General features: G+C 61.8%; 23 protein-coding genes. 19 read left to right on the plus strand and 4 right to left on the minus strand.

Translation table 11 applies throughout. The features are described from left to right. Positions 1–9 precede the first annotated feature (9 nt). Genes LF599_RS05245 through LF599_RS05255 form a run of 3 tightly spaced genes read right to left on the minus strand, consistent with a single transcriptional unit; the run spans position 10 to position 3,157 of the window. Positions 10–606, minus strand: a complete 597-nt coding sequence (locus tag LF599_RS05245) for an indolepyruvate oxidoreductase subunit beta (RefSeq protein ID WP_269941831.1) — start codon at positions 604–606, stop codon at positions 10–12. Between the two features lie 2 nt (positions 607–608). Beyond that, entirely contained in the window at positions 609–2,444 is a 1,836-nt protein-coding gene (gene iorA, locus LF599_RS05250) for an indolepyruvate ferredoxin oxidoreductase subunit alpha (RefSeq protein ID WP_279522551.1), read from the minus strand. Between the two features lie 59 nt (positions 2,445–2,503). Next, entirely contained in the window at positions 2,504–3,157 is a 654-nt protein-coding gene (locus LF599_RS05255) for a YfgM family protein (RefSeq protein WP_279522552.1), read from the minus strand. Between the two features lie 333 nt (positions 3,158–3,490). On the opposite strand from LF599_RS05255, the gene LF599_RS05260 reads away from it, so the two are divergent. Both LF599_RS05260 and nadD read left to right on the plus strand, forming a co-directional pair. Beyond that, entirely contained in the window at positions 3,491–4,750 is a 1,260-nt protein-coding gene (locus LF599_RS05260; protein ID WP_279522553.1) for a glutamate-5-semialdehyde dehydrogenase, read from the plus strand. Positions 4,751–4,905: 155 nt separating this feature from the next. Continuing rightward, on the plus strand, positions 4,906–5,568 hold the full coding sequence (gene nadD / locus LF599_RS05265; protein ID WP_279522554.1) for a nicotinate (nicotinamide) nucleotide adenylyltransferase: 663 nt from the start codon (positions 4,906–4,908) through the stop codon (positions 5,566–5,568). Between the two features lie 50 nt (positions 5,569–5,618). Here the strand turns inward: nadD and LF599_RS05270 are convergent, their stop codons facing one another. Further along, the gene (locus tag LF599_RS05270) at positions 5,619–6,644 is read right to left on the minus strand and encodes a glycosyltransferase family 9 protein (RefSeq protein ID WP_279522555.1); all 1,026 of its coding nucleotides are present in this window, start codon (positions 6,642–6,644) and stop codon (positions 5,619–5,621) included. Between the two features lie 130 nt (positions 6,645–6,774). Here LF599_RS05270 and LF599_RS05275 point away from each other — a divergent pair, with 130 nt between their 5' ends. The 17 genes from LF599_RS05275 to tatC all read left to right on the plus strand — a co-directional run bounded on the left by LF599_RS05275 (position 6,775) and on the right by tatC (position 23,158). Next, positions 6,775–7,827: a hemolysin family protein gene (locus LF599_RS05275; RefSeq protein WP_279522556.1), complete on the plus strand. Its 1,053-nt coding sequence runs from the start codon at positions 6,775–6,777 to the stop codon at positions 7,825–7,827. Positions 7,828–7,856: 29 nt separating this feature from the next. Continuing rightward, positions 7,857–8,297 (plus strand): cytochrome c maturation protein CcmE, encoded by a 441-nt coding sequence (locus tag LF599_RS05280; protein ID WP_279522557.1) that lies wholly within the window; start codon positions 7,857–7,859, stop codon positions 8,295–8,297. Between the two features lie 130 nt (positions 8,298–8,427). Next, positions 8,428–10,326 (plus strand): heme lyase CcmF/NrfE family subunit, encoded by a 1,899-nt coding sequence (locus tag LF599_RS05285; protein WP_279522558.1) that lies wholly within the window; start codon positions 8,428–8,430, stop codon positions 10,324–10,326. Next, complete coding sequence (gene ccmA, locus LF599_RS05290; RefSeq protein ID WP_279522559.1) at positions 10,327–10,992, plus strand: heme ABC exporter ATP-binding protein CcmA; 666 nt, start codon at positions 10,327–10,329, stop codon at positions 10,990–10,992. It abuts the gene before it with no gap. Next, complete coding sequence (locus LF599_RS05295; RefSeq protein WP_279522560.1) at positions 10,986–11,663, plus strand: heme exporter protein CcmB; 678 nt, start codon at positions 10,986–10,988, stop codon at positions 11,661–11,663. The genes ccmA and LF599_RS05295 overlap by 7 nt, the downstream gene beginning before the upstream one ends. 2 nt (positions 11,664–11,665) lie before the next feature. After that, positions 11,666–12,328, plus strand: a complete 663-nt coding sequence (locus LF599_RS05300) for a cytochrome c biogenesis protein (RefSeq protein WP_279522561.1) — start codon at positions 11,666–11,668, stop codon at positions 12,326–12,328. A 29-nt stretch (positions 12,329–12,357) separates the two neighbouring features. After that, positions 12,358–12,504, plus strand: a complete 147-nt coding sequence (locus tag LF599_RS05305; protein ID WP_272700501.1) for a CcmD family protein — start codon at positions 12,358–12,360, stop codon at positions 12,502–12,504. Further along, positions 12,494–13,099 carry a tetratricopeptide repeat protein gene (locus LF599_RS05310; protein WP_269941452.1) on the plus strand — a complete coding sequence of 202 codons (606 nt, stop codon included), beginning with the start codon at positions 12,494–12,496 and terminating at the stop codon, positions 13,097–13,099. The genes LF599_RS05305 and LF599_RS05310 overlap by 11 nt, the downstream gene beginning before the upstream one ends. A 187-nt stretch (positions 13,100–13,286) precedes the next feature. Next, positions 13,287–14,462, plus strand: coding sequence for a branched-chain amino acid ABC transporter substrate-binding protein (locus LF599_RS05315; RefSeq protein WP_279522562.1), 1,176 nt, complete (start codon positions 13,287–13,289; stop codon positions 14,460–14,462). Between the two features lie 82 nt (positions 14,463–14,544). Then, the gene (locus LF599_RS05320) at positions 14,545–15,447 is read left to right on the plus strand and encodes a branched-chain amino acid ABC transporter permease (RefSeq protein ID WP_279522563.1); all 903 of its coding nucleotides are present in this window, start codon (positions 14,545–14,547) and stop codon (positions 15,445–15,447) included. Between the two features lie 49 nt (positions 15,448–15,496). Beyond that, on the plus strand, positions 15,497–16,783 hold the full coding sequence (locus tag LF599_RS05325) for an ABC transporter permease subunit (protein WP_404823735.1): 1,287 nt from the start codon (positions 15,497–15,499) through the stop codon (positions 16,781–16,783). After that, positions 16,776–17,570 carry an ABC transporter ATP-binding protein gene (locus tag LF599_RS05330; RefSeq protein WP_279522564.1) on the plus strand — a complete coding sequence of 265 codons (795 nt, stop codon included), beginning with the start codon at positions 16,776–16,778 and terminating at the stop codon, positions 17,568–17,570. The genes LF599_RS05325 and LF599_RS05330 overlap by 8 nt, the downstream gene beginning before the upstream one ends. 1 nt (position 17,571) lies before the next feature. Then, positions 17,572–18,279: an ABC transporter ATP-binding protein gene (locus tag LF599_RS05335; RefSeq protein ID WP_269941829.1), complete on the plus strand. Its 708-nt coding sequence runs from the start codon at positions 17,572–17,574 to the stop codon at positions 18,277–18,279. A 73-nt stretch (positions 18,280–18,352) separates the two neighbouring features. Next, positions 18,353–19,807, plus strand: a complete 1,455-nt coding sequence (gene guaB, locus LF599_RS05340; protein ID WP_279522565.1) for an IMP dehydrogenase — start codon at positions 18,353–18,355, stop codon at positions 19,805–19,807. A gap of 71 nt (positions 19,808–19,878) precedes the next feature. After that, the gene (gene guaA, locus LF599_RS05345; protein ID WP_279522566.1) at positions 19,879–21,423 is read left to right on the plus strand and encodes a glutamine-hydrolyzing GMP synthase; all 1,545 of its coding nucleotides are present in this window, start codon (positions 19,879–19,881) and stop codon (positions 21,421–21,423) included. A 34-nt stretch (positions 21,424–21,457) separates the two neighbouring features. Beyond that, positions 21,458–21,769, plus strand: a complete 312-nt coding sequence (gene tatB, locus LF599_RS05350) for a Sec-independent protein translocase protein TatB (RefSeq protein ID WP_269941450.1) — start codon at positions 21,458–21,460, stop codon at positions 21,767–21,769. Between the two features lie 6 nt (positions 21,770–21,775). After that, the gene (tatC, locus tag LF599_RS05355; protein ID WP_279522567.1) at positions 21,776–23,158 is read left to right on the plus strand and encodes a twin-arginine translocase subunit TatC; all 1,383 of its coding nucleotides are present in this window, start codon (positions 21,776–21,778) and stop codon (positions 23,156–23,158) included. Positions 23,159–23,215 lie beyond the last annotated feature (57 nt).

Below are 23,215 nucleotides of genomic sequence, written 5' to 3' on the forward strand. Positions count from 1 at the left end.
TTGTATTCTCTAAGCTGTTAGCGCTTTGACGCCGAGCTCCAGCGCTTTGAGGTTCACGGCCTGAAGCTTTGCCGGGAGGTTGGCCTTGATGGCGGCCTCCAGGGCCTCGGGTCCGAAGGGCAGTTCACCGGCCGCGCAAAGCGCGCCGAGCATGGCGATGTTTCCGGACTGCACCGCGCCCGCTTCGAGGCCGATGGACTGGTTGGCCATGAAGTACGCTTTGCTTGTGCAGGCCTGAACGGCTTTTTTGATGTCGTCGATGGTCGGGCAGTCCTGCTTGCCCATGGCAACGGACAGGGGCGGCATGAACTCGGTGGACGAGACCACCAGGCCGCCCTGACGCAGATAGGGCAGGGCGCGCATGGTTTCCATGGGCTCGAACCCGAGCAGGATGTCGGCTTCGCCGTGCCCGATCTTGGGCGACTTGCACCCGATGAGGACGGTGGATTCGACCACGCCGCCGCGCTGGGCCATGCCGTGAATCTCGCCGGAGGTCACGGTCAGTCCCTGGCTGAGGACGGTCTTCGCCAGCAGGGTGGTTGCGGTCAGGGTGCCCTGGCCGCCCACGCCGGTCATGAATATGCGGATTTTCTTGGTATCGGGCATGATTAGCTGCCTCTCTTCTTGGCTTTGATGTGTCCGCAGACCTGGAGGCAGAGCATGCAGCCGTTGCACAGGATGGGGTTGACCGCGGCCTTGCCGCCTTCCTTGTACATGGCCGGGCACGCCAGCTTGTCCAGACAGTCGAAACGGCCGGTGCAGGATTCGGACACATAGGCCACCTGCGGAGCGACCTTCTTGTAGACCCGGCGGGTGAAGAGCGGGCAAGGCTCCTTGGCGATAAGCACGCGCACGCCGGACATTTCCTTGAGTTCTTCCATGGCGGCCATGGTCTTCTTCTGGTTGAACGGATTGACCGTGCGTACCTCGGCGACGCCCAGGCCTCGCACTGCGGACTCGATGTCCAGCGGATGGTCGTTGTCGCCGAGAACGGTCCGGTCCACGCCGGGGTTCGGCTGGTGGCCGGTCATGGCCGTGGTCCGGTTGTCCAGGATGACGATGAGCACGTCATGGGAGTTGAAGACGGCATTGGCCACGCCGGTCAGGCCGGAGTGGAAGAAGGTGGAGTCGCCGATGAAGGAGACCACCGTCTGGCCGGACGCCTTGGCCAGTCCGCCGCCCGCCGAGATGGAGGAACCCATGCACAGCAGAAAATCGGCGGTCTGCAACGGAGGCAGCAGGCCGAGGGTGTAACAGCCGATGTCCGAGGAGTAGACCGCGTCGTCGCCGAAGACCTTGCGGGCGGCGTAGTAGGTGCCGCGGTGCGGGCAGCCCGCGCAGAGGTTCGGCGGACGGCCGGGCAGATCGGGCAGGGAGCATTCGCAGGTTGGCACCGGCGTTTCGCCGAGCCCCTCGCGGATGACGTTCTCCACCATGGTGACGTTGAATTCGCCGTTGCGGGGCAGCACTTCCTTGCCCTTGATCTCGATGGACAGGCCATTCTGCTGGGCCAGGACGCGGAGATCGTTCTCCAGGACCGGCTCCAGCTCCTCGACCACCAGGACCGTGTTCACGGACTTGAGGAAGTCGAGGCACAGGCGTTCGGGCAGGGGGTTGGTGAAGCCGAGTTCCAGAACCTTGACCTTGTCGGTCAGGCCGGAGTTCTCCAGGGCGTCGGCCACGTAGGCTCGGCTGATGCCGGAGCAGACGATGCCGAAGCCGCCGGTGCCGGTCACGGTGTTGTACGGGGAGTTCTCGGCCTCTTCGCGCAGGGCTTCCATGCGTTCCATGAGGCGGATGTGCATGGGCCGGGAAAAGGCCGGGATGGGTACGAAATGAGACGGGTTGCGCTTGAAGCCCTCGGGCTTGGCCGGGGCCGGAGCCGGGCCGAATTCGACCGGGCCGCGCAGATGGTTCACGCGGGTGGTGGTGCGCAGCAGCAGCGGCGCGCCGTGCTTCTTGGAAATGCGCAGGCCGTCGCGGGCCATGTCCTTGGCCTCCTGGGCCGAGGCGGGCTCCAGCACGGGCATACCGCCCAGCCGGGCGTAGATGCGGTTGTCCTGCTCGTTCTGGCTGGAGTGACAGCCGGGATCGTCGGCGGACAGAAGCATCAGGCCGCCGGGCGCGCCGACGTAGCACAGGGTCATGAGCGGGTCGGCGGCCACGTTTACGCCCACGTGCTTCATGGTGCACATGGACATGGCGCCGCCCAGAGTAGCGCCGCCCGCGACCTCCAGGGCGACCTTCTCGTTGACCGAGTACTCGAAGTAGTAGTTGCCGTCGGGCGAAATGCGGTAGAGCGTGTCGGGCACTTCGCTGGAGGGGGTACCGGGGTAGCAGGTCACCACCTGGATGCCCGCTTCAACGGCGCCGCGCACGATGGCTTCGTTGCCGAGGAGCAGATGGGTGTCGCCGGGGGTGTCACCCAAGAGCGGATTTGCCATTTTGCCTCTCCTGCGGCCGGACGTCTTCGCGTTCGGCCTCTTTTTTGATTGAAGATTGGTTATTCGTTTTCCAGCTGGGAAATTTTGTACTCGATGAAGGGCTTGTCGCCGATCTTCTCGCTGTCCAGCTTCTTGTAGGCGGCCAGAGCCTCGGCCTTGTCGCCGGCGGCTTCGGCAGCCAGCGCGAGCTGACGGTAGACCGGCACCGTGTATGCCTCGGAGGCTTCCTGGGCCAGTGCCTTCATTTCCTTGAGGGCGTCGGCGCCGTGTCCGGCCAGGGTCATGGCCTTGGCCTTGCCGAGGCGGGCGACGAACTTCATCTCGCCGTCGGTCAGGCCGATCAGGTCGTTCCAGTAGCCTTCGGCTTTGGCGTACTCGCCCATGGTCATGGCGGTCTGGGCAGCCTCAAGGGTCACGGCGGGCCGGACCGAGGACGGGACGTCGCCGAGCATGGCTTCAAGTTTGGCCAGCCGGTCGGCCCCGGTGGCGGAAACCAGGATGTCGCCGAGCTTTTCCTGGGCGGTGGCGGTCGTGCTTGAATTGTAGGCCTTGAAGCCCGCGTAGGCGGCGGTCACGACCAGGATGACGCAGACCGCGGCGATGAGCTGCTTGCGGTACTTGAATGCGGCTTCGAGAACGGGGTGCAGGGATTCGGGGGTGCGCGCCTCGATATCGGCCAGCACGTCGGGTTGGACGGGATTGGTTGCAGCCATGGTTTTGTCATGCCTCCATGAGGGTGATTTTCTAGATGGGCGGGCCGGGAATCGAGGCCCGGCAACGCAGAGGGCTTGATAAGCAAAATTGTAAAAAAGGTCAAAGCCTATTTTGGAAATAGGACGGAATTCCGCCAAATAACAGGCAGCGGAAACGGGCGGTTTTTGCAAAAAATAACAAAAAAAGTAAATTGATCTGGTGCAGTCAAACCAAAGCGTATTCGGTGGATGAACACGGGAATTGACTTTGGCCCCCGCCCGAGGTTAGCAAAATGAGCCTGCCGGGACTGAATTTCATTCGTCGGCGGACGACATTTTTCAAGGAGATCGAACATGGATATTCGCGAACAGATGGTGGAGATGGGCAAGCGCGCCAAGGCGGCGTCGCGCAAGCTTTCCGCGTCCTCGGGCAAGGCCCGGCAGGACGCCTTGCTGATTCTTGCCGACCTGCTCGAATCCGAGGCCCCGGCCATCGGGGAGGCCAACCGGCTCGATCTCGACGCTGCGGCGGAGCGCGGTCTGGACAAGGCGCGCGTACAGCGGTTGACCATTTCCGAGAAGGTTCTCAGCTCCATGATAAAGGGATGCCGCGACGTGGCGGCCATGGCTGACCCCGTGGGCGAGATCGAGTCCATGGTCAAGCGGCCCAACGGGATGCTTGTGGGCCGTATGCGCGTGCCTCTCGGCGTGGTGGCCATGATTTACGAATCCCGTCCCAACGCCACGGTCGACGCGGGCATTCTCTGCCTCAAGGCGGGCAACGCGGTGATTCTTCGCGGCGGCTCCGAGGCGTTTCATTCCAACAAGTGCCTGGCCGGACTCATGCACCGCGCCCTGGAGCGGGCCGGGCTGCCTCGCGACGCGGTCCAGGTGCCGCCCACCACGGACCGCGCGGCCGTGACCGAACTGCTCAAGCTGGAGGAGTACATAGACGTGGTCATCCCGCGCGGCGGCGAGGGGCTCATCCGCGCCGTGACCAGCCAGGCGACCATGCCGGTGCTCAAGCACTACAAGGGCGTGTGCCATATATTCGCCGACGCGGGGTGCGACGTGGCCAAGGCCGTGCCCATCGTCGAGAACGCCAAGATGCAGTATCCGAGCGGCTGCAACGCCTTGGAATGCCTGCTCGTCCACAAGGACGTGGCCGACGAGCTGCTGCCCAAGGTGGCGGAGGCCATCGGTCCCAAGGGCGTGAAGTTCAAAGCGTGCCCCGGCTCCCTGCCCCTGCTCGGCGAATACGCCGAGCCCGCCGAGGATGCGGATTGGGGTTTCGAGTTCCTGGATCTGGTCATGGCGGTCAAGATCGTGGATGGACTGGACGAGGCCATGGATCACATCGCCTGCTACGGCTCCAACCACACGGAGGCCATCCTGTCCGAGGATTACGCCCACTGTATGCGCTTCATTCGCGAGGTGGACGCCTCCCTGGTGGTGGCCAATGCGACCACCCGTTTCAACGACGGGGCCCAGCTTGGCCTTGGGGCGGAGATCGGCATTTCCACTTCCAAGCTCCACGCCTACGGTCCCATGGGCATCAAGGAATTGACCAGCGCCAAGTTTGTCCTGCTGGGCGAAGGGCAAATCCGCGAATAGCCGGTTTGGGCGTATATTGATGTATTGATCGGGCCGCCCTCTGGGGCGGCCCGTTTTTTTGGCCGCCGGAGACTCCCGGGCAGGGACAGGTGCGCCTGTTCGGCTTGCGGGCTGGGCCCAACGGAGTTATCGTCATAAAATAAAGGAGATCGGCAGTGAAGATCGGCATACTCGGCGGCAGTTTCAATCCGGTGCATACCGGCCACGTGCGCATGGCGGTGGAAGTCTACGAGCAGCTCGGCCTGGACAGGGTGGAGCTGGTTCCGGCCGCCGAGCCCCCGCACAAGCGGAGCGGCGACCTGCTCTCCTTCGATCTGCGGCTGGATCTGGTGCGTAGGGCCATTGAGGGCATTCCCGGGCTGGGCGCGAATCCGCTGGAGGCGGAGCGGTCCGGCCCGTCGTTTACCTGCGACACGCTTACCTGCTACCGCACCGAGCGGCCCGAGGTCGAACTGCATTTCATTCTGGGCGCGTCCACCTTTCTGGAACTGCGCAATTGGCGTCGCGGGCTGGAAATCCCGACTCTGGCCTCACTTGTGGTGGTCAACCGCTGGGAGGCGGCGGACGCGGTGGGCGGATTCGTGGCCGAACAGTGGCCCGAGGCGGCCGCTGAGGACGAAGGCGTGTGGAGGCTGCCCGGCGGCAACGTCATTCGGTTGCTGGATATCCCCCGTTTGGACATCAAGGGAGGGCACATCCGACGCCGCTGGCTGGATCGCCGTAATTTGAGCCTGCTCGTCCCGGACGGGGTGCGCAGCCTGCTGGAGGAGCGGGCGGACGAAATCGCGCAGTGCTGGGGCGAACGCCGTCCGGCCTGATTGGAAGCCGGGCCGTTTTTTTCTTTTCTTGAGTGGGCGCGGTCGCGCTCTTACCGAATGCTGTCGTTGCCGAGCGAGGCCCGGACCGCGTCGAGGACCGTCTCCGGCGTGGTCTCGGTCATGCACTCGAAGCCTTTGGTGCATTGCCTGGCCCCATGCAGGGAGCAGGGGCGGCAGGGCAGGTCCCGTTCCAGGACAACATCTTTCGGCCCGGCCGGATAAAATCCCCAAGCCTTGGCCGTGGGGCCGAACAGGGCGACCACGGGCGTGGACACGCCGCAGGCCAGATGCATGGGGCCGGAATCGCCGGTGACCAGCAGGTCGGCTTCATGGAGCAGCCCGCAGGTCTCGCGCAGGTTCGTGGCGTTGGTCAGGTCGCGCTCATGCCCGTTGCGAAGCGGTTTTTCGTTTCTGCCCACCACGAACCAGTTTATTCCGACTGTGTCCAGCAGGGCGCAAAGCCGAAGCCAGTTGTCGGCGGGCCATTGCTTGGCCGGGTGGGTGGCGTAGGGGTGTAGGGCGACCAGCGGTTCGTTGCCCGCGATAGGGGCGAGCCGTCGGGCCGCGTCGGCCTTCTCGGCCTTCGTCAGGTAGATGCGCGGCAACACGGCTTCAGGCGCGGGTGCGGTCTCATCCAGCGCCAGGGCGTACCGTTGGGGGACGTTGAGGGCTTCGAGTCTGCGGCGGAACCGTTCGGCGCGGGTGCGTTCGAACAGGCGTCGGGTCACGCCGAATTTCGGGTAGCGGCGCACGTCTCCATGCCAGCGCAGGGCGAGCAGGCGGGAACGCAGGGTGCCGTGCAGGTCCACTAGGGCGCTTCCGGCATACTGGCGGGCCAGCTCGCCGGTGTGGCGAAACCATCCCGCGTCGGTCAGGTCCGCCTTGGACAGGCCCACGGTTCCCGCCACGGCGGGGTGGTTTTCCAGCAGGGGCAGGTTCGACTCCCTGGTCACGAAAATGAATGAGGTTCCGGCCGTTTCGTGCCAGTGGGCCAGGACGCCCGTGGCCAGCGCCACGTCGCCCATGTGCCCGAGGCGGAAGGCCACGGCGGGTTGCTCTGTTGCGCGTGAATCCATGCCCGTCCTGTTCGCCTCAATCGTCTTGGAAGTCAAGCCTGTTGCGTGTTGCGCCGGTCCGTGGCATCTGGTACATCCATCGGTAAGGTACAGTGTTCGATCCTCTCGTTTCCAGGAAGTGACAAGATTCATGGTTGAACTAATTCTCGCCGTCGGCGTGGCTGTCTTCGTGTCAGCGTTTTGTTCCGTGGCCGAAGCGGCTCTTTACTCCATGAGTTGGGCCGATATTCAGAAGCTCAAGGACAGTGGCCGCAAGTCCGCGCTTTTGCTTCATAGTCTTCGTTCGAAGATAGATGAGCCCATCACGGCCATTCTCACGCTGAACACCTGCGCGCACACCGCCGGAGCCGCCGTGGCCGGCTGGGCCTGGGCAAAATTGTACGGCGACGACACGCTTTGGCTCTTTACACTTTGCTTTACAGTAATTATTCTCATTTTCACGGAGATCATGCCCAAGACGCTGGGCGTGCTCTATTCGGACATTATCGCTCCGCCCCTGGCGCGTCCCCTTCGGGGGATGGTCTGGTTGTTCAGGCCGGTCATCGCCGTCATGGGAGTGCTGTCCAAGGCGATTAAACGCCGGGAGTCCAAGCCGGATCACACCGAGGACGATATTCGGGCCATCGTCAGCCTGACGCGTCGTTCCGGGGTGATAAAACCGTACGAGGAGACCTCCATTCGGAATATCCTCTCCTTGGACTGCAAGACGGTGCGGCAGATCATGACACCGAGGACCGTGGTTTTCACCCTGCCCTCGGACATGACCGTGGCCCAGGCCCGGGAGGAGCACCCGAATTGGCCCCACAGCCGTATCCCGGTCTTTGACGAGGACCCGGAGGATATTGTGGGCGTGGTTTATCGGCGGGTGGTGCTCGAAGCCCTCGCCGACGACAAGGACGAGCTCAAGATGGTCGACATCATGCGGCCGGTGCGTTTCGTCCTGGAGACCATCACCCTGGACAAGCTCCTGGTGCAGTTCCTGGGCAGCCGCCTGCATCTGGCTGTGGTCCTGGACGAGTACGGCGGGGTGGCCGGGGTGGTCACTTTGGAGGATGTCCTCGAAGAGATCCTCGGCAGTGAAATAGTTGACGAGACCGACCAGGTGGTGGATATGCGGGAACTCGCCCGTATGCAGAGGGATGAACTGACCCGCGCCCGCAACGGTTCGGCGGAAGAAAAATAGAATCAGCCGCGCTCCGCGCAAGGAAACATATGGCCAAGAGTTCCAACAAGATCGTGTACGCCGTCGCCCTGGTGTTGTTCCTGGGCGGCCTTTCCTATCTCATCTTTTCCGGCCTGACGCAGGATTCGGTCTATTTCCTTAATGTGACCGAGGCCCTGGCGCAGGATCGGGCCGAGATCGGCAACGCCCGCCTGTTCGGCAAGGTGTCGCCCTCCGGGCTGGCCATCGCCGACGGCAAGCTCGGGGCCGATTTCGATCTGGTGGACAAGATGCAGGGAGACAAGGCCCTGCGGGTGCAGTACAAAGGCGCTTTGCCGGACACCTTCAAGGCGGATGTCGAGGTCATCGTGGAGGGGAAATTCTCCCCGGACGGACAGGTCTTCATGGCGAGGACCCTGGTTACCAAGTGCCCTTCAAAATACGAAGAGCAGAGCAAACAGATGGAGATGCAGAAGGGACAGGCAGGTTAGTGAAATCTTTTTCACATGATTGCACCCCGGTTTATTCCTCTCTATCCCCGTTGAACTCTCCGAAGAAGCCGAGGGCCGTAGGGACACCGGAACCTCGGCCCGCTTGTCGAACTTGTCGTAAGGAGCCTCTATGCATCTGACCGGATACGTCGGTTTACTCTTTTCCCTGCTCGCCTTTCTTTTTCTCGCCGGGTTTTCCGGCTTCGCCGCCTGGTCCAGGAGGAAGGAAGCGCTGAACGTTATCGAGCGGGGGCAGTTCATCGCCGCTTGCGGCGTCATTTTTTCCACGCTCATCCTGCTGGTGGCCCTGACCTCCAGGGACTACTCCTTCCGCTACGTCTACAACAACGTGGACAACGCGCTGTCCTTCGTCTACACCCTGACCGCCCTGTGGGGCGGACGCGAAGGATCGCTCCTGTGCTGGGAGTTGATTATCGCCATATCCGGCATGATCTTCGTGGCCACGCCCGGCTACAAGTCGCTCGGGTCCGACACCAAGCTCTATTTCTGGACGTTTTTCCTGACCGTGCAGGGCTTTTTCCTGCTCCTGCTCACCGGCTGGTCCAATCCGTTCATCGAGATCATCCCGGCTCCCGGCGACGGGCGCGGCCTCAACCCGCTCCTGCGCAACCCGGGCATGATTTTCCATCCGCCGCTTCTGTTCATGGGATTCGCCCTCTACACCATACCGGCCTGCGCAGCCCTGGCCTCGTCCATCGCAAGCGAGAAGAAATCGTGGATTAAAGTGGTCCGCAACTGGAACATCCTTTCCTGGGTCTTCCTGACCGCGGGCATCATTCTGGGCGGCTGGTGGTCCTACATGGAATTGGGCTGGGGCGGCTACTGGGCCTGGGACCCGGTCGAGAACGCCTCCCTGATTCCCTGGTTCGCGGGAACGGCCGTGTTGCATACGGCCATCATCGAGTCCCGGCGCAACGCCTTGCAGCGGACCAACGTGTTTTTGATGTCCCTGACTTTCATCCTGTGCATCTTCTCCACCTACCTGACCCGGTCCGGTGTCATTGACTCGCTGCACACCTTTGGCGAGTCCGGCGTGGCCCAGCCCCTGTTCTGGGCCATGGTCTTCTTCCTGGTCCTGACCCTGATGGTCGTCTTCCTGTCCGAGCGGCCGACTCATCGCTCCCTGTCGGACTTCGTCAGCCGCCAGGGGATGCTGGTCATCGCGGCCTGGTTCCTGCTGGCGCTCGGCATGGTGGTCGCTCTGGGGACCATGTGGCCGGTTATCAGCCGGTTGTGGACCTCTTCGCCCATGGGGCTCGACGCCCATTTCTACAACCGCGTCTGCCTGCCGTTCATGGGGCTGCTGGTGCTCATCTTCTGCTTTTGCCCCTGGCTGGGCTGGAAGGGCGGCGTCCGCAACATGAAGGGGCTCGGCGCGGTGGGCGCGGTGCTGGTCATCGCCTTTGCCGGATTCTACCTGTCGGGCATGACCAACGTGCTGGCTGCCTTGACCGCCGCGGCTTCGGTGGCCGCCATCGCGGGTATCATCCTGCTGTTCTTCCTGTATCCGACCATGCGATCCTCGCGTCATTCCTGGGGCGCCTACGGCGTTCATCTCGGGCTGGTGCTGATGGCGCTCGGCGTGGCCTTCTCCGGGCCGTACAAGACCGAGCGCGAAGTGGTCCTGGCCCAGGGCGAGTCCATGGAGATCGGCGAGTTCACCGTGACGTACGCCGGTTTGCATGAGGACCGCAATGTGGGCGACATCCTGGCCCGGGCCACGGCCACCCTCGTGGTGTCCAGGGACGGCCGCGAGGTCGGTATGCTCAAGCCCGACAAGCGCATCTACAAGAACTTCACCAACCAGCAGTTCGCCGAGGCGTCCATTCTTCCGAGTTTCGGCGACGAGTTGTACGCCACGCTGCTCGGGCTTACCGAGGACGACAAGGCGAGCTTCAAGATCAGCGTCAACCCGCTTGTCAACTGGATCTGGATCGGCGGCACGATAATGTGTCTGCTCGGTTTCCTTCTGCTCCGGCGTTTGCCCCGGCCCGGCGAGGTCAGGTAGATGAGCGATTCGGGCAAACCGCTGCTCGCAGTCAAGCGGGCGGCGAAGTTCTACGGGAACAAGCTTGTTTTCAAGGAGGTCTCCTTCGAGGTCCTGCCCGGCAGGATTCTCCTCGTCGCGGGCCCCAACGGAGCGGGCAAGTCCACGCTCATGCGCATCATGGCCGGATTGAGCAAGCCGTCGGCGGGCGAGGTGACGCTTAATCTCGAACCCGAGGATATGGCCTACCTCGGTCACGCCACCTTCATCTATCCCGGTCTGACCGCTCTGGAAAACCTGCGGTTTTGGGGGGCTATGTACGGCCTGTCGCCTTCCCGCGACGAGCTTCTGGCCCTATTGGCCAGGGTGGGGCTTGAAAGGGCGGCCGAGGAAAAGGCGGGGTCGTTCTCGCGCGGCATGGCCCAACGGCTCAATTTGGCGCGTATCTACCAGGCTGACCCGAAGCTCATCTTTCTTGACGAACCCGGCACCGGCCTCGACCCGGCCTCCTTGCGACGGCTGCGCGAGGAGATCACCTCCCTGCGCGACCGGGGTGTGTCCGTGGTCTGGATCAGCCATCACGTGACCGAGGACGCGGCCCTGGCCGACGACGTCCTTGCGCTGGGCGGCCGCAAGGTGGAATACTTCGGCCCGGCTTTGGGCTTCGTGGCGGAGGGCGCATGTTGAGGCGCACGGTTCTCATTGCGAAGAAGGACCTCAAGCTTTCCTTGTCCGGAGGGCAGGGACTGGTTCAGGCGGTCCTGCTCGGCCTGTTGCTGATTTTCCTGTTTTCCCTGTCCAAGCCGCTGGACGGAGCCATCTCGCCCCAGGCCGCGGGCGCGATCTTCTGGTTGGCGTCGGCCTTCGGGCTGGTTCTGGTCTTCAATGACCTGTTCTCCATCGAGGAGGCCAACGGCGCGCGCATCGGCATTCTGGCTTCGCCCGCGCCGGTCCATGCGGTCTGGCTGGGCAAGGGACTGGCCGGGTTCGGCCTTTTGTTCGTTTCGCAGCTTGTGTTTCTTCCGGCCACGGCGGCCTTTCTGGGCCAGTCGGTTCACGGCCCGTGGTGGCTGCTGGCGGTCACGCTCTTTGGGGCCGATCTCGGGCTGGTCATCATAGGGGCGTTGCTTGGAGCGTTGTCTCAGGGGCAGGCGGCCCGGGAGTCTTTGCTCTCGGTTATCGTGTTTCCGCTTCTGCTGCCCGTGCTTCTGGCCGGAATCACCCTGTTCGGCCTGTGTTTTTCGCCCGAGCACACCATGGGATACGACAAGTGGCTCGGCCTGATATTCGCCTTCGACTGCCTGTTCGGCGGGGCCGGGCTGTTTCTGTTCCCGTTCGTCTACAGTGGGGAAGAGTAGTTATGAAAGTTTCCATTCTGGCGGTCCTGGCGGGCCTCGCCCTGGTCGTCCACCAGGCCATGATCTGGTTCTACGCGCCCATTGCCCAGTCCGGGCCGGTGCAGAAAATCTTCTACATGCATCTGCCGTGCTCCTGGTGGGCGCTGGTCTCCTTTTTCGTGGTCTTCGCGGCCTCCATACTCTATTTGTTCACCCGCAAGGCCGTCTATGACCGTGTGGCCGGAGGGGCCTCCGAGCTCGGCGTGCTGTTCGCCACCCTGACCCTTATTTCCGGGTCCACCTGGGCCCGGGCCGAGTGGGGCCACTGGTGGCTGTGGGACCCGAAGCTGACCACCGCCCTCATCATGTGGTACGTTTACGCCGGGTACTTGGTCCTGCGGAACACTCCCATGGGCCGCGACCGCAAGGCCCTTGTCTGCGCCGTGCTCGGTATAGTGGCCTTCCTGGATGTGCCGTTGGTCTTTTTCGCGGCCAAGCTCTGGGGCAGCGCGCATCCGGACGGCCTGGCCCGTCAGGGATCGGGCATGGAAGCGCGCATGTGGCACACGGTCTTTGCCGGTCTTTTCGCCTTCGGCCTGCTCTGGGGGGCCATGCTCATGACCCGAATCCGGCAGCTCGGCCAGCAGGCACGGCTCGAAGCCATGCTCGTTTGGGACGAGGAATAACCAACACGCAACCAGCTTGAGGATACAGCATGTCTGCAACCACCTACATCTTCATCGCCAACGTGGCCATCTGGCTCGGCGTAGCCGGGTATCTGGTTTTTCTGGCCTCCCGCTCGGCCGATCTGGAAAAGCGCATCCGCCAACTGGAACTTCTGGGGGGCGATCATGACGGATAGCCGCGTGCCGTTCGGCGGGAAGGCCGTCATCCTGGCCGTGTTTCTGTCTCTTGCGGCCATGTTTGCCACCAGTTTCATCTACCGCCTGAACAACCCCAATCTGTTTGTGAAGTCGCAGGCCTCGCGCAGCGTCGCCCCCGACGATCACGGCGAGGCCGGTCCCGGTCCCATGGGCGGAGCCATGAGCGGGGCCATGTCCCGCGTCAAGGAATACATGGACAGGGTGAACAAGAACCCCGAGGACGTGGAAGCTCTTGTTGGGTTGGGCAATTCTTTCTTGATGATGCGCGCCTGGGACCGTGCCTTGGAGCCCCTGGAAAAGGCCCGGCAGCTCAAGCCGGAAGACGTCAAGGTGCTCAAGGCCGTGGGTATCGCCTATTTCAACAAGCAAGAGTATGGCGAGGCGAGCGCGGCGTATGAGGATATCCTCAGGATCGACCCCGAAGACACCCTCGCGTTGTTCAATCTGGGCGTGATTTACAAGCATTTTCTCAACAAGCCCGATGAGTCCCGGGCCTATTTCGAAAAGGTTCTGGCCCTGGAAAAAGGGGACGCGGAAATGCTGAAGCTCGCCCGGGAGGAGCTTGGCAAATAGATTGGGCAATGATTTTGGGGTGTTGATGCCATCTCGTCACAGGCGGATAAGATTGACAAGAGCCTGAAAATAACTACAATATCTCATTCCGTGGCTTTATCCGCCGAAAACGGAGTTTTCGGCGGGCGTCTGCAGGTTTACACTATTGAGTGGTAACGAACCCTTATACATTTTGAGGAGAGGAAGCATGAGAGTCAAGCTGAGTCTGATTGCCGTGTGTTTCGTTTTGGCGGCCATGCTGGCGGCCTGCGGCGGCGAAGCGAAGAAGGAAGAAAATAAAGATGCCAAGGCCGATGTGGAGACCGGTGAAGTCGCCGCCCCCGCCAAGATTGTCCTCGGCGTTGCCGGCGCCCACTCCGGCGACCTGGCTTCCTACGGCCTGCCCAGCGCCAATGCGGCCAAGCTGGTTGCTCAGAAGATCAACGCCGCTGGCGGCGTGAACGGTGCCATGGTCGAAGTCGTTTCCCAGGACGACCAGTGCAAGCCCGAGCTGGCCACCAACGTTGCCACCAAGCTGCTCTCCGACGGCGTGAAGATTGTGCTCGGCCACATCTGCTCCGGCGCCACCAAGGCCGCGTTGCCCATTTATCTGGACGGCAAGATAGTGGTCATGTCTCCTTCCGCCACCAACCCCCCGCTGACCCAGTCGGGCGATTACCCGAATTTTTTCCGGACCATTGCTCCGGATGACGCCCAGGCCGCTCTGGAAGTCGCTTTCGCCAAGAGCCTCGGCCTGAAAAAGGTCGCCGTCATTCATGATAAGGGTGATTACGGCAAGGGCTTCGCCTCCTTCTGCAAGCAGTTCATTGATGCCGATCCGGCCATTGAAGTCGTCCTCTTCGAGGGCGTGACCCCCGGCGCGGTCGATTATTCCGCCGTGGTTCAGAAGATCAAGAGCTCCGGTGCCGAGGGCGTCATCTTCGGCGGCTATCACCCCGAGGCTTCCAAGATCGTTACCGGTATGCGCAAGAAGGATATGGAAATCCCGTTCATGTCCGACGACGGCGTGAAGGACGACACCTTCATCAAGGTCGCCGGCAAGTACGCCGAAGGCGTCTACGCCACCGGCCCCATGGACTTCTCCAGCAATCCGCTTTACACGGAGGCCGTCGAGGCTCACAGGGCCGAATTCGGCTCCGATCCCGGCCCGTTCTTCCCCGAAGCCTATTCCGCCGCTCTGGCTCTGCTGAACGCGGTCAAGGTCGCGGGCGGAACCGATTACGACAAGTTGATCGATGCCCTGCACAACTCCTATGTCGACACCCCGGTCGGCAAGATCAAGTTCGATGCCAAAGGTGACGCCGAGGGCGTTGGCTTCGCCGTCTACCAGGTGAAAGACGGCAAGTACGTGGAAGTCAAGTAATTGTAAGTTTCCGAAAGGAGTAGACCAGGGGACGGGCCAAAGCCCGTCCCCTGGATTTATTTAATGAACAGGAATCACGACAATGGAATATTTCCTTGAGCTGTTCATGGGTGGCCTCACCCGCGGCAGCATTTATGCTCTGATAGCCCTCGGCTATACCATGGTCTACGGCATCATCGAGCTGATCAACTTTGCCCACGGTGAAATCTACATGATCGGTGCCTTCACCGGGCTCATCGTGGCAGGTCTGCTGACCATGCTTGGGTTCCCCGGTCCCGCCATCCTGGTCATCGCCATCGTCTGCGCGATCATCTGGGCGGCCGCATACGGGTTCACCATTGAGAAAATGGCCTACAAGCCTCTGCGGAACGCCCCCCGGCTGTCTCCGCTCATTTCCGCCATCGGCATGTCCATCTTCCTGCAAAACTATGTCATGCTCGCTCAGACCTCGGACTTTCTGCCTTTTCCCGAGTTGATCCCGCATTTCGATTTCGTTGACAGGATGGGCTCCATCCTGAGCTCGGCCGAGCTGGTCATCATTCTGGCGACCGTCGCTTCCTGCGTCGGCCTGACGCTGTTCATCAAGTTCACCAAGCTGGGCAAGGCCATGCGCGCCACGGCCCAGAACCGCAAAATGGCCATGTTGGTCGGCGTCAACGTGGACATGGTCATTTCGGCCACGTTCATCATCGGCTCCAGCCTGGCGGCCGTGGGCGGCGTGCTCATCGCCTCGCACATCGGCCAGATCAACTACTACATAGGCTTTATCGCGGGCATCAAGGCGTTCACCGCCGCAGTGCTCGGCGGCATCGGCTCCCTTCCCGGGGCCATGCTCGGCGGCCTGGTCCTCGGTCTGACCGAGGCGTTCGCCACCGGATACGTCTCCTCGGACTACGAGGACGTTTTCGCCTTCCTGCTGCTCGTCCTCATCCTGATTTTCAGGCCGTCGGGCATCATGGGCAAGGAAAAGACCCAGAAGGTCTAAAAGAGATCATCGCGGCCCCCGGGGCCGCCCACCGCGCAAGGAATATATCGTGAGCAACGAAAGCAACACCATGAACCAGAGCTTCTTCAGGTTCTTCCTGACCGCCGGGTGCGACAGTTTCGCCCATGCGGTCCGGAAGTCCTTTCTGGCGGCGCTGTGGTTCGTCTTCCTTACCTTTCCAATCATGGTCATTCGGGTGAACACCATCGAAAAGACCGTGGCCTGGAACTGGCACAGGATCGGCTACGTGGCCCTGGCCGTGTTCTTCGGTTCCTTCGTCTGGCGCTGGCTGCTGGCGCGCAAGGAACTCAAGAAGGACGATTCGCGAAACGAGAGCAGGGTGGAATCCCTGTTGACCAAGTTGCAGTCCCATCCGGTCCTGAAGTATGCCGCCCTCGGACTGTTGGCCCTGGCCGCCATCGCCTATCCCCAGGTCTTTGACCTCTATCAGACCAACATCATGATTTCCTGCCTGGTCTACATCGTGCTCGGCCTCGGGTTGAACATCGTGGTCGGCCTGGCCGGTCTGCTCGATCTGGGCTACGTCGCCTTCTACGCCGTGGGCGCCTACGCCTACGCGCTGTGCAACATGCATTGGGATATCGGCTTCTGGTACATGCTGCCAGTTGGCGCGGTTCTCGGCGCGGTTCTCGGCATCATCCTCGGTTTCCCTGTCCTGCGGTTGCGGGGCGACTACCTGGCCATCGTCACCCTGGGCTTCGGCGAGATTATTCGTCTCGTGCTCGAAAACTGGGGCGATGTCACCATGGGGCCTTCCGGCATATCCTCCATCGCCAGACCCGGCTTTTTCGGCATCAAGTTCGGCGTCATCGGCTCCACCCAATACATGTACTACATCATGTTCGGCGTGCTGATTCTGACCATCTTCTGCGTCAACCGGTTGCAGAATTCCCGCATCGGGCGCGCATGGCTGGCCCTGCGCGAGGACGAGATCGCCTGTCAGGCCATGGGCATCGACAAGATGAAGACCAAGCTCATGGCCTTTGCCCTGGGCGCGACCTGGGCCGGAATGGCCGGCGTGGTCTTCGCGGCCAAGACGACTTTCATCAACCCGGCCTCCTTCACCTTCTGGGAATCGGCCATCATCCTGTCCATCGTGGTCATCGGCGGCATGGGCTCCATACGCGGCGTCATCGCCGGAGCCATCATCCTTATCCTGGTGCCCGAATACCTGCGCGAATTCGCGCAGTTCAGGATGCTCCTGTTCGGGGCCATCATGGTCCTGGTGATGGTCTTCAGGCCCCAGGGCCTGATAAGCGCCAAGCGCAAGGTCTACGAATACAAGGTTGCCGCGACGGGGGCCGCCAATGAGTAATCCAGTCTTGAACGTCAGCGCCGTGAGCAAGGACTTCGGGGGCATTCGCGCCCTGGACGACGTCGATCTCGTGGTCAACGACAAGGAAATAGTGGCCCTCATCGGCCCCAACGGCGCAGGGAAGACCACCTTCTTCAACTGCATCACCGGCATTTACACGCCCACGTCCGGGGACGTTCTCATCGATCCCTCCGCGGACGGTCATTCGCGCCGAATCAACGGCAAAAAGCCCAACATCGTGACCGAGCTGGGCATGGCCAGGACCTTTCAGAACATCCGCCTGTTCCCGTCCATGACTGCGCTGGAAAACGTTATGATCGGCACCCATTGCCGGACCAAGTCCTCCATCTGGGGGGCTATCTCGCGCAACCGGGCGACCCGCCGCGAGGAGCAGGCCGTCATCCAGAAGGCCTACGAACTGCTTGAGCTGGTCGGTCTGGCCGAGTTCGTCAACGAACTGGCCATGAACATGCCCTACGGCAAGCAGCGTCGCCTGGAGATCGCCCGGGCTCTGGCCACGGACCCGTTCCTTCTGCTTCTCGACGAACCCGCTGCGGGCATGAACCCGCAGGAGACCCGGGACCTGGAGGAGCTTATCGTCAGCATACGAGAACGGTTCAACATCTCCATCATGCTCATCGAGCACGACATGAAGATGGTCATGTCCATGTCCGACCGCATCTACGTTCTGGACTACGGGCGCATGATCGCGGACGGCACGCCCCGGGAGATCGCGGCGAATCCGGAGGTCATCAAGGCCTACCTCGGGGAGGAACACGATGACTAGGATGCTGGAACTCAAGAAGGTCAACAGCTTTTACGGCAACATCCAGGCCCTGTACGACGTCGATCTGTACGTCGACCGGGGCGAGATAATCACCCTGATCGGGGCCAACGGCGCGGGCAAGTCGACCACCCTGATGACTATCTGCGGCGTGGTCCAGGCCCGCAGCGGCCAGGTCGTGTATCAGGAAGAAGACATCACCAGGCTTGCGCCCAACGCCATCGTCAGGCAGGGAATCTGCCAGGTTCCGGAAGGCCGTTTGATTTTTCCCGAGCTGACCGTTCAGGAAAATCTCGACATGGGCGCGTTCATGCGCAACAACAAGGCCGAGATCAAGCGGGACATCGAGTACTGCTTCGACCTTTTTCCGATTTTGGCCCGGCGGCGCAGGCAGCAGGGCGGAACCCTGTCCGGTGGCGAGCAGCAGATGCTCGCCATAGGCCGCGCACTCATGGCGCGTCCCTCGCTGCTGCTTCTGGACGAGCCGTCCATGGGGCTGGCGCCGCTCGTGGTCAAGCAGATCTTCGAGATCATCAAGAAGGTCAACAGCGAGAACAACACAACCATCTTCCTGGTGGAGCAGAACGCCAACCTGGCTCTGAAGATAGGCCACCGGGGGTATGTAATGGAAAACGGGAAGGTAGTGCTCTCGGACACCTGCGACAAGCTCCTCGCGAACGAGCAGGTGAAACAGGCTTACCTGGGTCTATAACGGATCAAAACGGGGCCGGGCGATACGCTCGGCCTTGTCATATACAGTCATCAAAACGCTCTGGAGGAATGACATGAGCAAAATACTTGATAAAGCCTTAACCTTTGACGATGTGCTGCTGTTGCCGGGATATTCCAACGTCCTGCCCGATGCGGTGGACGTTTCCACCTACCTCACGCCTGAGATCAAACTGAACATTCCGCTGATCTCCGCAGCAATGGACACCGTCACCGAGTCCCGCATGGCCATCTCCATGGCCCGTCACGGCGGCGCGGGAGTCATCCACAAGAACATGTCCATTCGAGAACAGGCCAGGGAGATCGACCGGGTCAAGAAGTCCGAATCCGGCATGATCTCCGATCCCATCACCGTCCACCCCGACGACGATCTGGGCAAGGTCAAGGCCATCATGAGCGAGTACCGCATTTCCGGCCTGCCTGTCGTCAAGGGCGACCACCTTGTGGGCATCATCACCAACCGCGACATCCGGTTCGTGAGGGATGACAAGCCCCTGGTTTCCGAACTGATGACATCCCGCAACCTGGTCACCGTCCCCGAGGGCATCGACAAGGAAGAGGCCAAGCGCAAGCTGCACCAGCATCGCATCGAAAAGCTGCTCGTGGTGGATGAAGAGAACCGCCTGAAAGGGCTGATCACCATCAAGGATATCGACAAGCACAACAAGTACCCCGACGCGGTCAAGGACGGCCGAGGCCGTCTGCTCGTCGGCGCAGCCATCGGCGTGGGGGCGGAATGCCTGTCCCGCTCCGAGGCCCTGCTGCACGCCGGTGCCGATTTCCTGGTCCTCGATTCCGCGCACGGCCATTCCGAGAACATTTTGAAGTCCGCCCGCTCGCTTCGCGCCGCCTTCCCGAATCTTCAGCTCGTCGGCGGTAACGTGGCCACCTACGAGGGCGCAAAGGCCCTCATCGAAGCCGGCGTGGACACCGTCAAGGTGGGCATCGGCCCAGGCTCCATCTGCACCACCCGCATTGTGGCGGGCGTGGGCGTCCCGCAAATAACCGCGGTTATGGAAGCGGGCAAGGCAACTCGCGAGGCCGACAAGTGCATCATCGCGGACGGCGGCATCAAGTACTCCGGCGATGTGGTCAAGGCACTGGCCGTGGGCGCGAACTCCTGCATGATGGGTTCCGTGCTGGCTGGTACCGAGGAGTCCCCGGGCGAGACAATCCTGTACCAGGGCCGCACCTACAAGCAGTATCGGGGCATGGGTTCCATCGACGCCATGAAGAAGGGCAGCTCGGACCGTTACTTCCAGGAGAAGTCCAAGAAGCTCGTTCCCGAAGGCATCGTGGGCCGCGTCCCCTATCGCGGCAAGGTGGGCGAGTCTCTGTACCAGTTCATTGGCGGCCTGCGTTCCGGCATGGGCTACACCGGTTCCGCCAATATCGGTGAACTGTTTGAAAAGTCCAGGCTGGTCCAGATTTCCTCGGCCGGTCTTCGGGAGTCCCACGTCCACGACGTGACGATAACCAAGCAGTCCCCCAATTATCGGGGCGACAGCTAACCGCCGCCCCCCCGGCGCGGGAGCGTTAATTCGCCTTTTCATTTGTTCCATTGTGAATTAGAGAGAAACTCATGCACGACAATAGAGTACTTATCCTTGATTTTGGCAGTCAGTTCACTCAGCTGATCGCGCGCCGAGTGCGCGAGGCCGGGGTGTATTCAGAGATTCACCCCTGCAACGTGGACCCCGAGCGGGTCAAGGCCTTCAAGCCCTCGGCGTTGATCCTGTCCGGCGGCCCTTCCAGTGTTCTGGAAGGCGGCTGCCCCGATCTGAACATGGAATATCTCCAGATGGGCATTCCCGTTCTGGGCATCTGCTATGGTATGCAGCTCATGGCCCACAAGCTCGGCGGCAGGGTGGTTGCGTCCACCGACCGCGAGTACGGACGCGCCCAGTTCACCGCCCTGAACGACAGCGTCCTGTTCGACGGGGTCGAGGAAAAAGACGATCTGACCGTGTGGATGTCCCACGGCGACCGGGTCGAGGCGCTGCCCGAGGGCTTCCTGCCCATGGGCAAGACCGATTCCATCGAGTTCGCTGCCATGGGTGATCCTGCGCGGAAATTCTACGCTCTTCAGTTCCACCCCGAAGTGGCCCACACCACGGACGGTGCCCTCATCCTCCAGAACTTCCTGTTCAAGGTCGCCGGTCTCAAGGCCACTTGGTCCATGGCGTCCTTCGTCGACACGACCATCGATGCTCTCAAGGAGCAGGTCGGCGACGCCAAGGTTGTGCTCGGCCTGTCCGGCGGCATCGACTCCACCGTGGCCGCCGTCATGCTGCACAAGGCCATAGGCAAGAACCTGCACTGCATTTTCGTGGACAACGGGCTGCTGCGCATGGGTGAACGCGAGGAAGTCATCGGCTTCTTGGCCGAGCATTTCGACCTCAACGTCAAGATGGTCGACGCCTCGGACGAGTTCCTGGCGGACCTTAAGGGCGTCGAGGACCCGGAAAAGAAGCGCAAGCTCATCGGCTACAAGTTTATCGAGGTCTTCGACCGCGAGGCCAAGGCCATCGAAGGGGTCGAGTTCCTGGGACAGGGCACCCTGTACCCGGACGTCATCGAGTCCGAATCCTTCAAGGGCCCCTCGGCGGTCATCAAGTCCCATCACAACGTGGGCGGCCTGCCCGAGAAGATGAACCTCAAGCTGGTGGAACCCCTGCGCGAGCTGTTCAAGGATGAAGTGCGCCGCGCCGCTTACGAGCTGGGGCTTCCCGAGCACATCATCTGGCGTCAGCCCTTCCCCGGTCCGGGCCTGTCCATCCGCATCATCGGTGAAGTTACCGAGGAGCGGCTCCAGATTCTCCGCCTGGCGGACAAGATCGTCCAGAACGAGATGCAGGCCTCCGATTGGTACCGCAAGGTCTGGCAAGGCTTCGCCGTGCTCCTGCCGCTCAAGACCGTGGGCGTCATGGGCGATGATCGTACCTACGAGAACGTCATCGCGCTGCGCATCGTCGATTCACTCGACGCCATGACCGCTGACTGGTCCCGGCTTCCCTCGGAACTCCTGGCCCGCATGTCCAACCGGATCATCCGCGAGGTCAAGGGCGTGAACCGGGTGGTTCTGGACATCTCCTCCAAGCCGCCGAGCACCATCGAGTGGGAATAATCCGAGAGACTAAACCGAATATTCAGGTGAGCATATGTTTGGAATAGGCGGACCAGAGTTACTGATTATCTGCGTGGTGGCGCTCATCGTCATCGGCCCCCAGAAACTGCCCGAGCTGCTTCGGTCGCTGGGCAAGGGCGTGGCGGAGTTCAAGCGTGTCGGCAACGAAGTCAAGTCGACCCTGGATGACGAAGTCACCAAGGCCGAGACTGAGGCCCGCAAGAAGGAAGTGGACGCCGAATTGGCCCGCCGAAAGGCCGCCAAGGCCAAGGAAGAGCCCGCTGTCGAGCAGGCCGCTGAGGCGGCTCCGGCCCCCGAAGCCGAGTCCGAAGAGAAAAAGGCCTAAAGTCGAATGCGTTCCGATAAAGACGACGTCAAAGGCCCTGAAGAGGAGTCTCTTGTGGAGACCCCCGTGGAACCCGACGAGGATCCGTCCCTGGTGGACGAGGAGCCTGTCGATTCCGTTGGGGACGGAGCCGGGGATACCGCGCTGGACGCGGACGAATCCGGTGCGCCGGACGACCTGCCGGAGTCATCCGAAGAGGGCGATGGCGTGCCCGAACTCTCCGCTGCCGAGCCTTCGGAAGAGGGCGTCGATGCTTCAGAGGTTTCCGACGAAGCGGACGCGGCCGCTCCCGAAGCGGACGGCGCGGGCGGCGGCGACGGGACGGACGATCCCGCCGACGGCACGGTTCCGGCCGTGCCCGACGAGGAGCCCGAAGAGGCGCTCGACGAAGATGAAGAGGATGACGAGGACGAGGAGCTTGAGGACGGCGAAGGGGCGCAGATGTCCCTTCTTGATCACCTCGGCGAGCTTCGCGCCCGCCTGACCCGCGCCTTCATCGCCGTGGGCGTGGGCATGATCGCCTGTTATTCCTTTGCCGGGCAGATGTTTGACATCCTCATGCAGCCGATGATCGACGTCTTCCAGAAGCAGGCCGCGGCCAACCCGTTGCTCACGCCCGAGTTCTATCGGGATTTCGGCATCGTCTTCCAGAAGATGCTGACCGACAACGGCTTCAATCATCCCGAGCAAATGCAGATATTCATGGCCGCCTTGCAAAAGGCACTCATGGCGGTGGCCAAGGAAGGTCACTTCCAGTACACCTATCCTGCTGAAGCGTTCTTCGCGCATATCAAGATATCCATCGTTGCGGGCCTGTTCCTGGTCAGCCCGTACGTGTTTGCGCAGATATGGGGATTCATCGCGCCCGGGCTCTATTCGCACGAGCGCAGATGGATGGTGCCCATGGCCCTGTTCTCGGGGCTGTTCTTCACGGGCGGCGCGTTGTTCGGCTACTTCCAGGTCTTTCCCTACGCTTTCGACTTCTTTGCCGGGTTCTCCAACGAGGGCATTCAGTTCGTTCCGAAGCTCAATGAATATTTGAGTTTCTGCCTGAAGCTGCTATTCGCTTTCGGCCTGGTTTTCGAATTGCCGCTGTTCATCTTCTTCCTGGCGAGATTGGGGCTGGCGTCCTCCACCGGACTGCGCAAGAAGCGCAAATATGCCATCCTGTGCGCCTTCATTCTGTCGGCCGTCCTGACTCCGCCTGATCCCTTCACGCAGTGCCTCATGGCTGGCCCGCTGATTGTTCTTTACGAGGTCGGCGTCTGGGTGGCCTTCTTCTTCGGCAAGAAGGAGAAACGCCACTTGAAGAAGCAGGCCGAGGCCGAAGCCAAGGCCGAGGCCGAACTGGACGCGGCCGCCGAAGGCGACGGAGAGGAGCCGGTTTAATTGTCCAAACCAGGGCGGGCATCGCGAAAGCCGGTGCCTGCCCTGTTTCTTTTTCTA

The organism is Pseudodesulfovibrio thermohalotolerans (assembly GCF_021353295.2).
Lineage (GTDB): Bacteria > Desulfobacterota > Desulfovibrionia > Desulfovibrionales > Desulfovibrionaceae > Pseudodesulfovibrio > Pseudodesulfovibrio thermohalotolerans.

What these genes read in the sequence shown, in the direction of transcription:
- LF599_RS05245 (WP_269941831.1), bottom strand. Translation starts at nt 606, where the DNA reads ATGCCCGATACCAAGAAAATCCGCATATTCATGACCGGCGTGGGCGGC.
- iorA (WP_279522551.1), bottom strand. Translation starts at nt 2,444, where the DNA reads ATGGCAAATCCGCTCTTGGGTGACACCCCCGGCGACACCCATCTGCTC.
- LF599_RS05255 (WP_279522552.1), bottom strand. Translation starts at nt 3,157, where the DNA reads ATGGCTGCAACCAATCCCGTCCAACCCGACGTGCTGGCCGATATCGAG.
- LF599_RS05260 (WP_279522553.1), top strand. Translation starts at nt 3,491, where the DNA reads ATGGATATTCGCGAACAGATGGTGGAGATGGGCAAGCGCGCCAAGGCG.
- LF599_RS05270 (WP_279522555.1), bottom strand. Translation starts at nt 6,644, where the DNA reads ATGGATTCACGCGCAACAGAGCAACCCGCCGTGGCCTTCCGCCTCGGG.
- LF599_RS05275 (WP_279522556.1), top strand. Translation starts at nt 6,775, where the DNA reads ATGGTTGAACTAATTCTCGCCGTCGGCGTGGCTGTCTTCGTGTCAGCG.
- LF599_RS05280 (WP_279522557.1), top strand. Translation starts at nt 7,857, where the DNA reads ATGGCCAAGAGTTCCAACAAGATCGTGTACGCCGTCGCCCTGGTGTTG.
- LF599_RS05285 (WP_279522558.1), top strand. Translation starts at nt 8,428, where the DNA reads ATGCATCTGACCGGATACGTCGGTTTACTCTTTTCCCTGCTCGCCTTT.
- ccmA (WP_279522559.1), top strand. Translation starts at nt 10,327, where the DNA reads ATGAGCGATTCGGGCAAACCGCTGCTCGCAGTCAAGCGGGCGGCGAAG.
- LF599_RS05295 (WP_279522560.1), top strand. Translation starts at nt 10,986, where the DNA reads ATGTTGAGGCGCACGGTTCTCATTGCGAAGAAGGACCTCAAGCTTTCC.
- LF599_RS05300 (WP_279522561.1), top strand. Translation starts at nt 11,666, where the DNA reads ATGAAAGTTTCCATTCTGGCGGTCCTGGCGGGCCTCGCCCTGGTCGTC.
- LF599_RS05305 (WP_272700501.1), top strand. Translation starts at nt 12,358, where the DNA reads ATGTCTGCAACCACCTACATCTTCATCGCCAACGTGGCCATCTGGCTC.
- LF599_RS05310 (WP_269941452.1), top strand. Translation starts at nt 12,494, where the DNA reads ATGACGGATAGCCGCGTGCCGTTCGGCGGGAAGGCCGTCATCCTGGCC.
- LF599_RS05315 (WP_279522562.1), top strand. Translation starts at nt 13,287, where the DNA reads ATGAGAGTCAAGCTGAGTCTGATTGCCGTGTGTTTCGTTTTGGCGGCC.
- LF599_RS05320 (WP_279522563.1), top strand. Translation starts at nt 14,545, where the DNA reads ATGGAATATTTCCTTGAGCTGTTCATGGGTGGCCTCACCCGCGGCAGC.
- LF599_RS05330 (WP_279522564.1), top strand. Translation starts at nt 16,776, where the DNA reads ATGAGTAATCCAGTCTTGAACGTCAGCGCCGTGAGCAAGGACTTCGGG.
- LF599_RS05335 (WP_269941829.1), top strand. Translation starts at nt 17,572, where the DNA reads ATGCTGGAACTCAAGAAGGTCAACAGCTTTTACGGCAACATCCAGGCC.
- guaB (WP_279522565.1), top strand. Translation starts at nt 18,353, where the DNA reads ATGAGCAAAATACTTGATAAAGCCTTAACCTTTGACGATGTGCTGCTG.
- guaA (WP_279522566.1), top strand. Translation starts at nt 19,879, where the DNA reads ATGCACGACAATAGAGTACTTATCCTTGATTTTGGCAGTCAGTTCACT.
- tatB (WP_269941450.1), top strand. Translation starts at nt 21,458, where the DNA reads ATGTTTGGAATAGGCGGACCAGAGTTACTGATTATCTGCGTGGTGGCG.
- tatC (WP_279522567.1), top strand. Translation starts at nt 21,776, where the DNA reads ATGCGTTCCGATAAAGACGACGTCAAAGGCCCTGAAGAGGAGTCTCTT.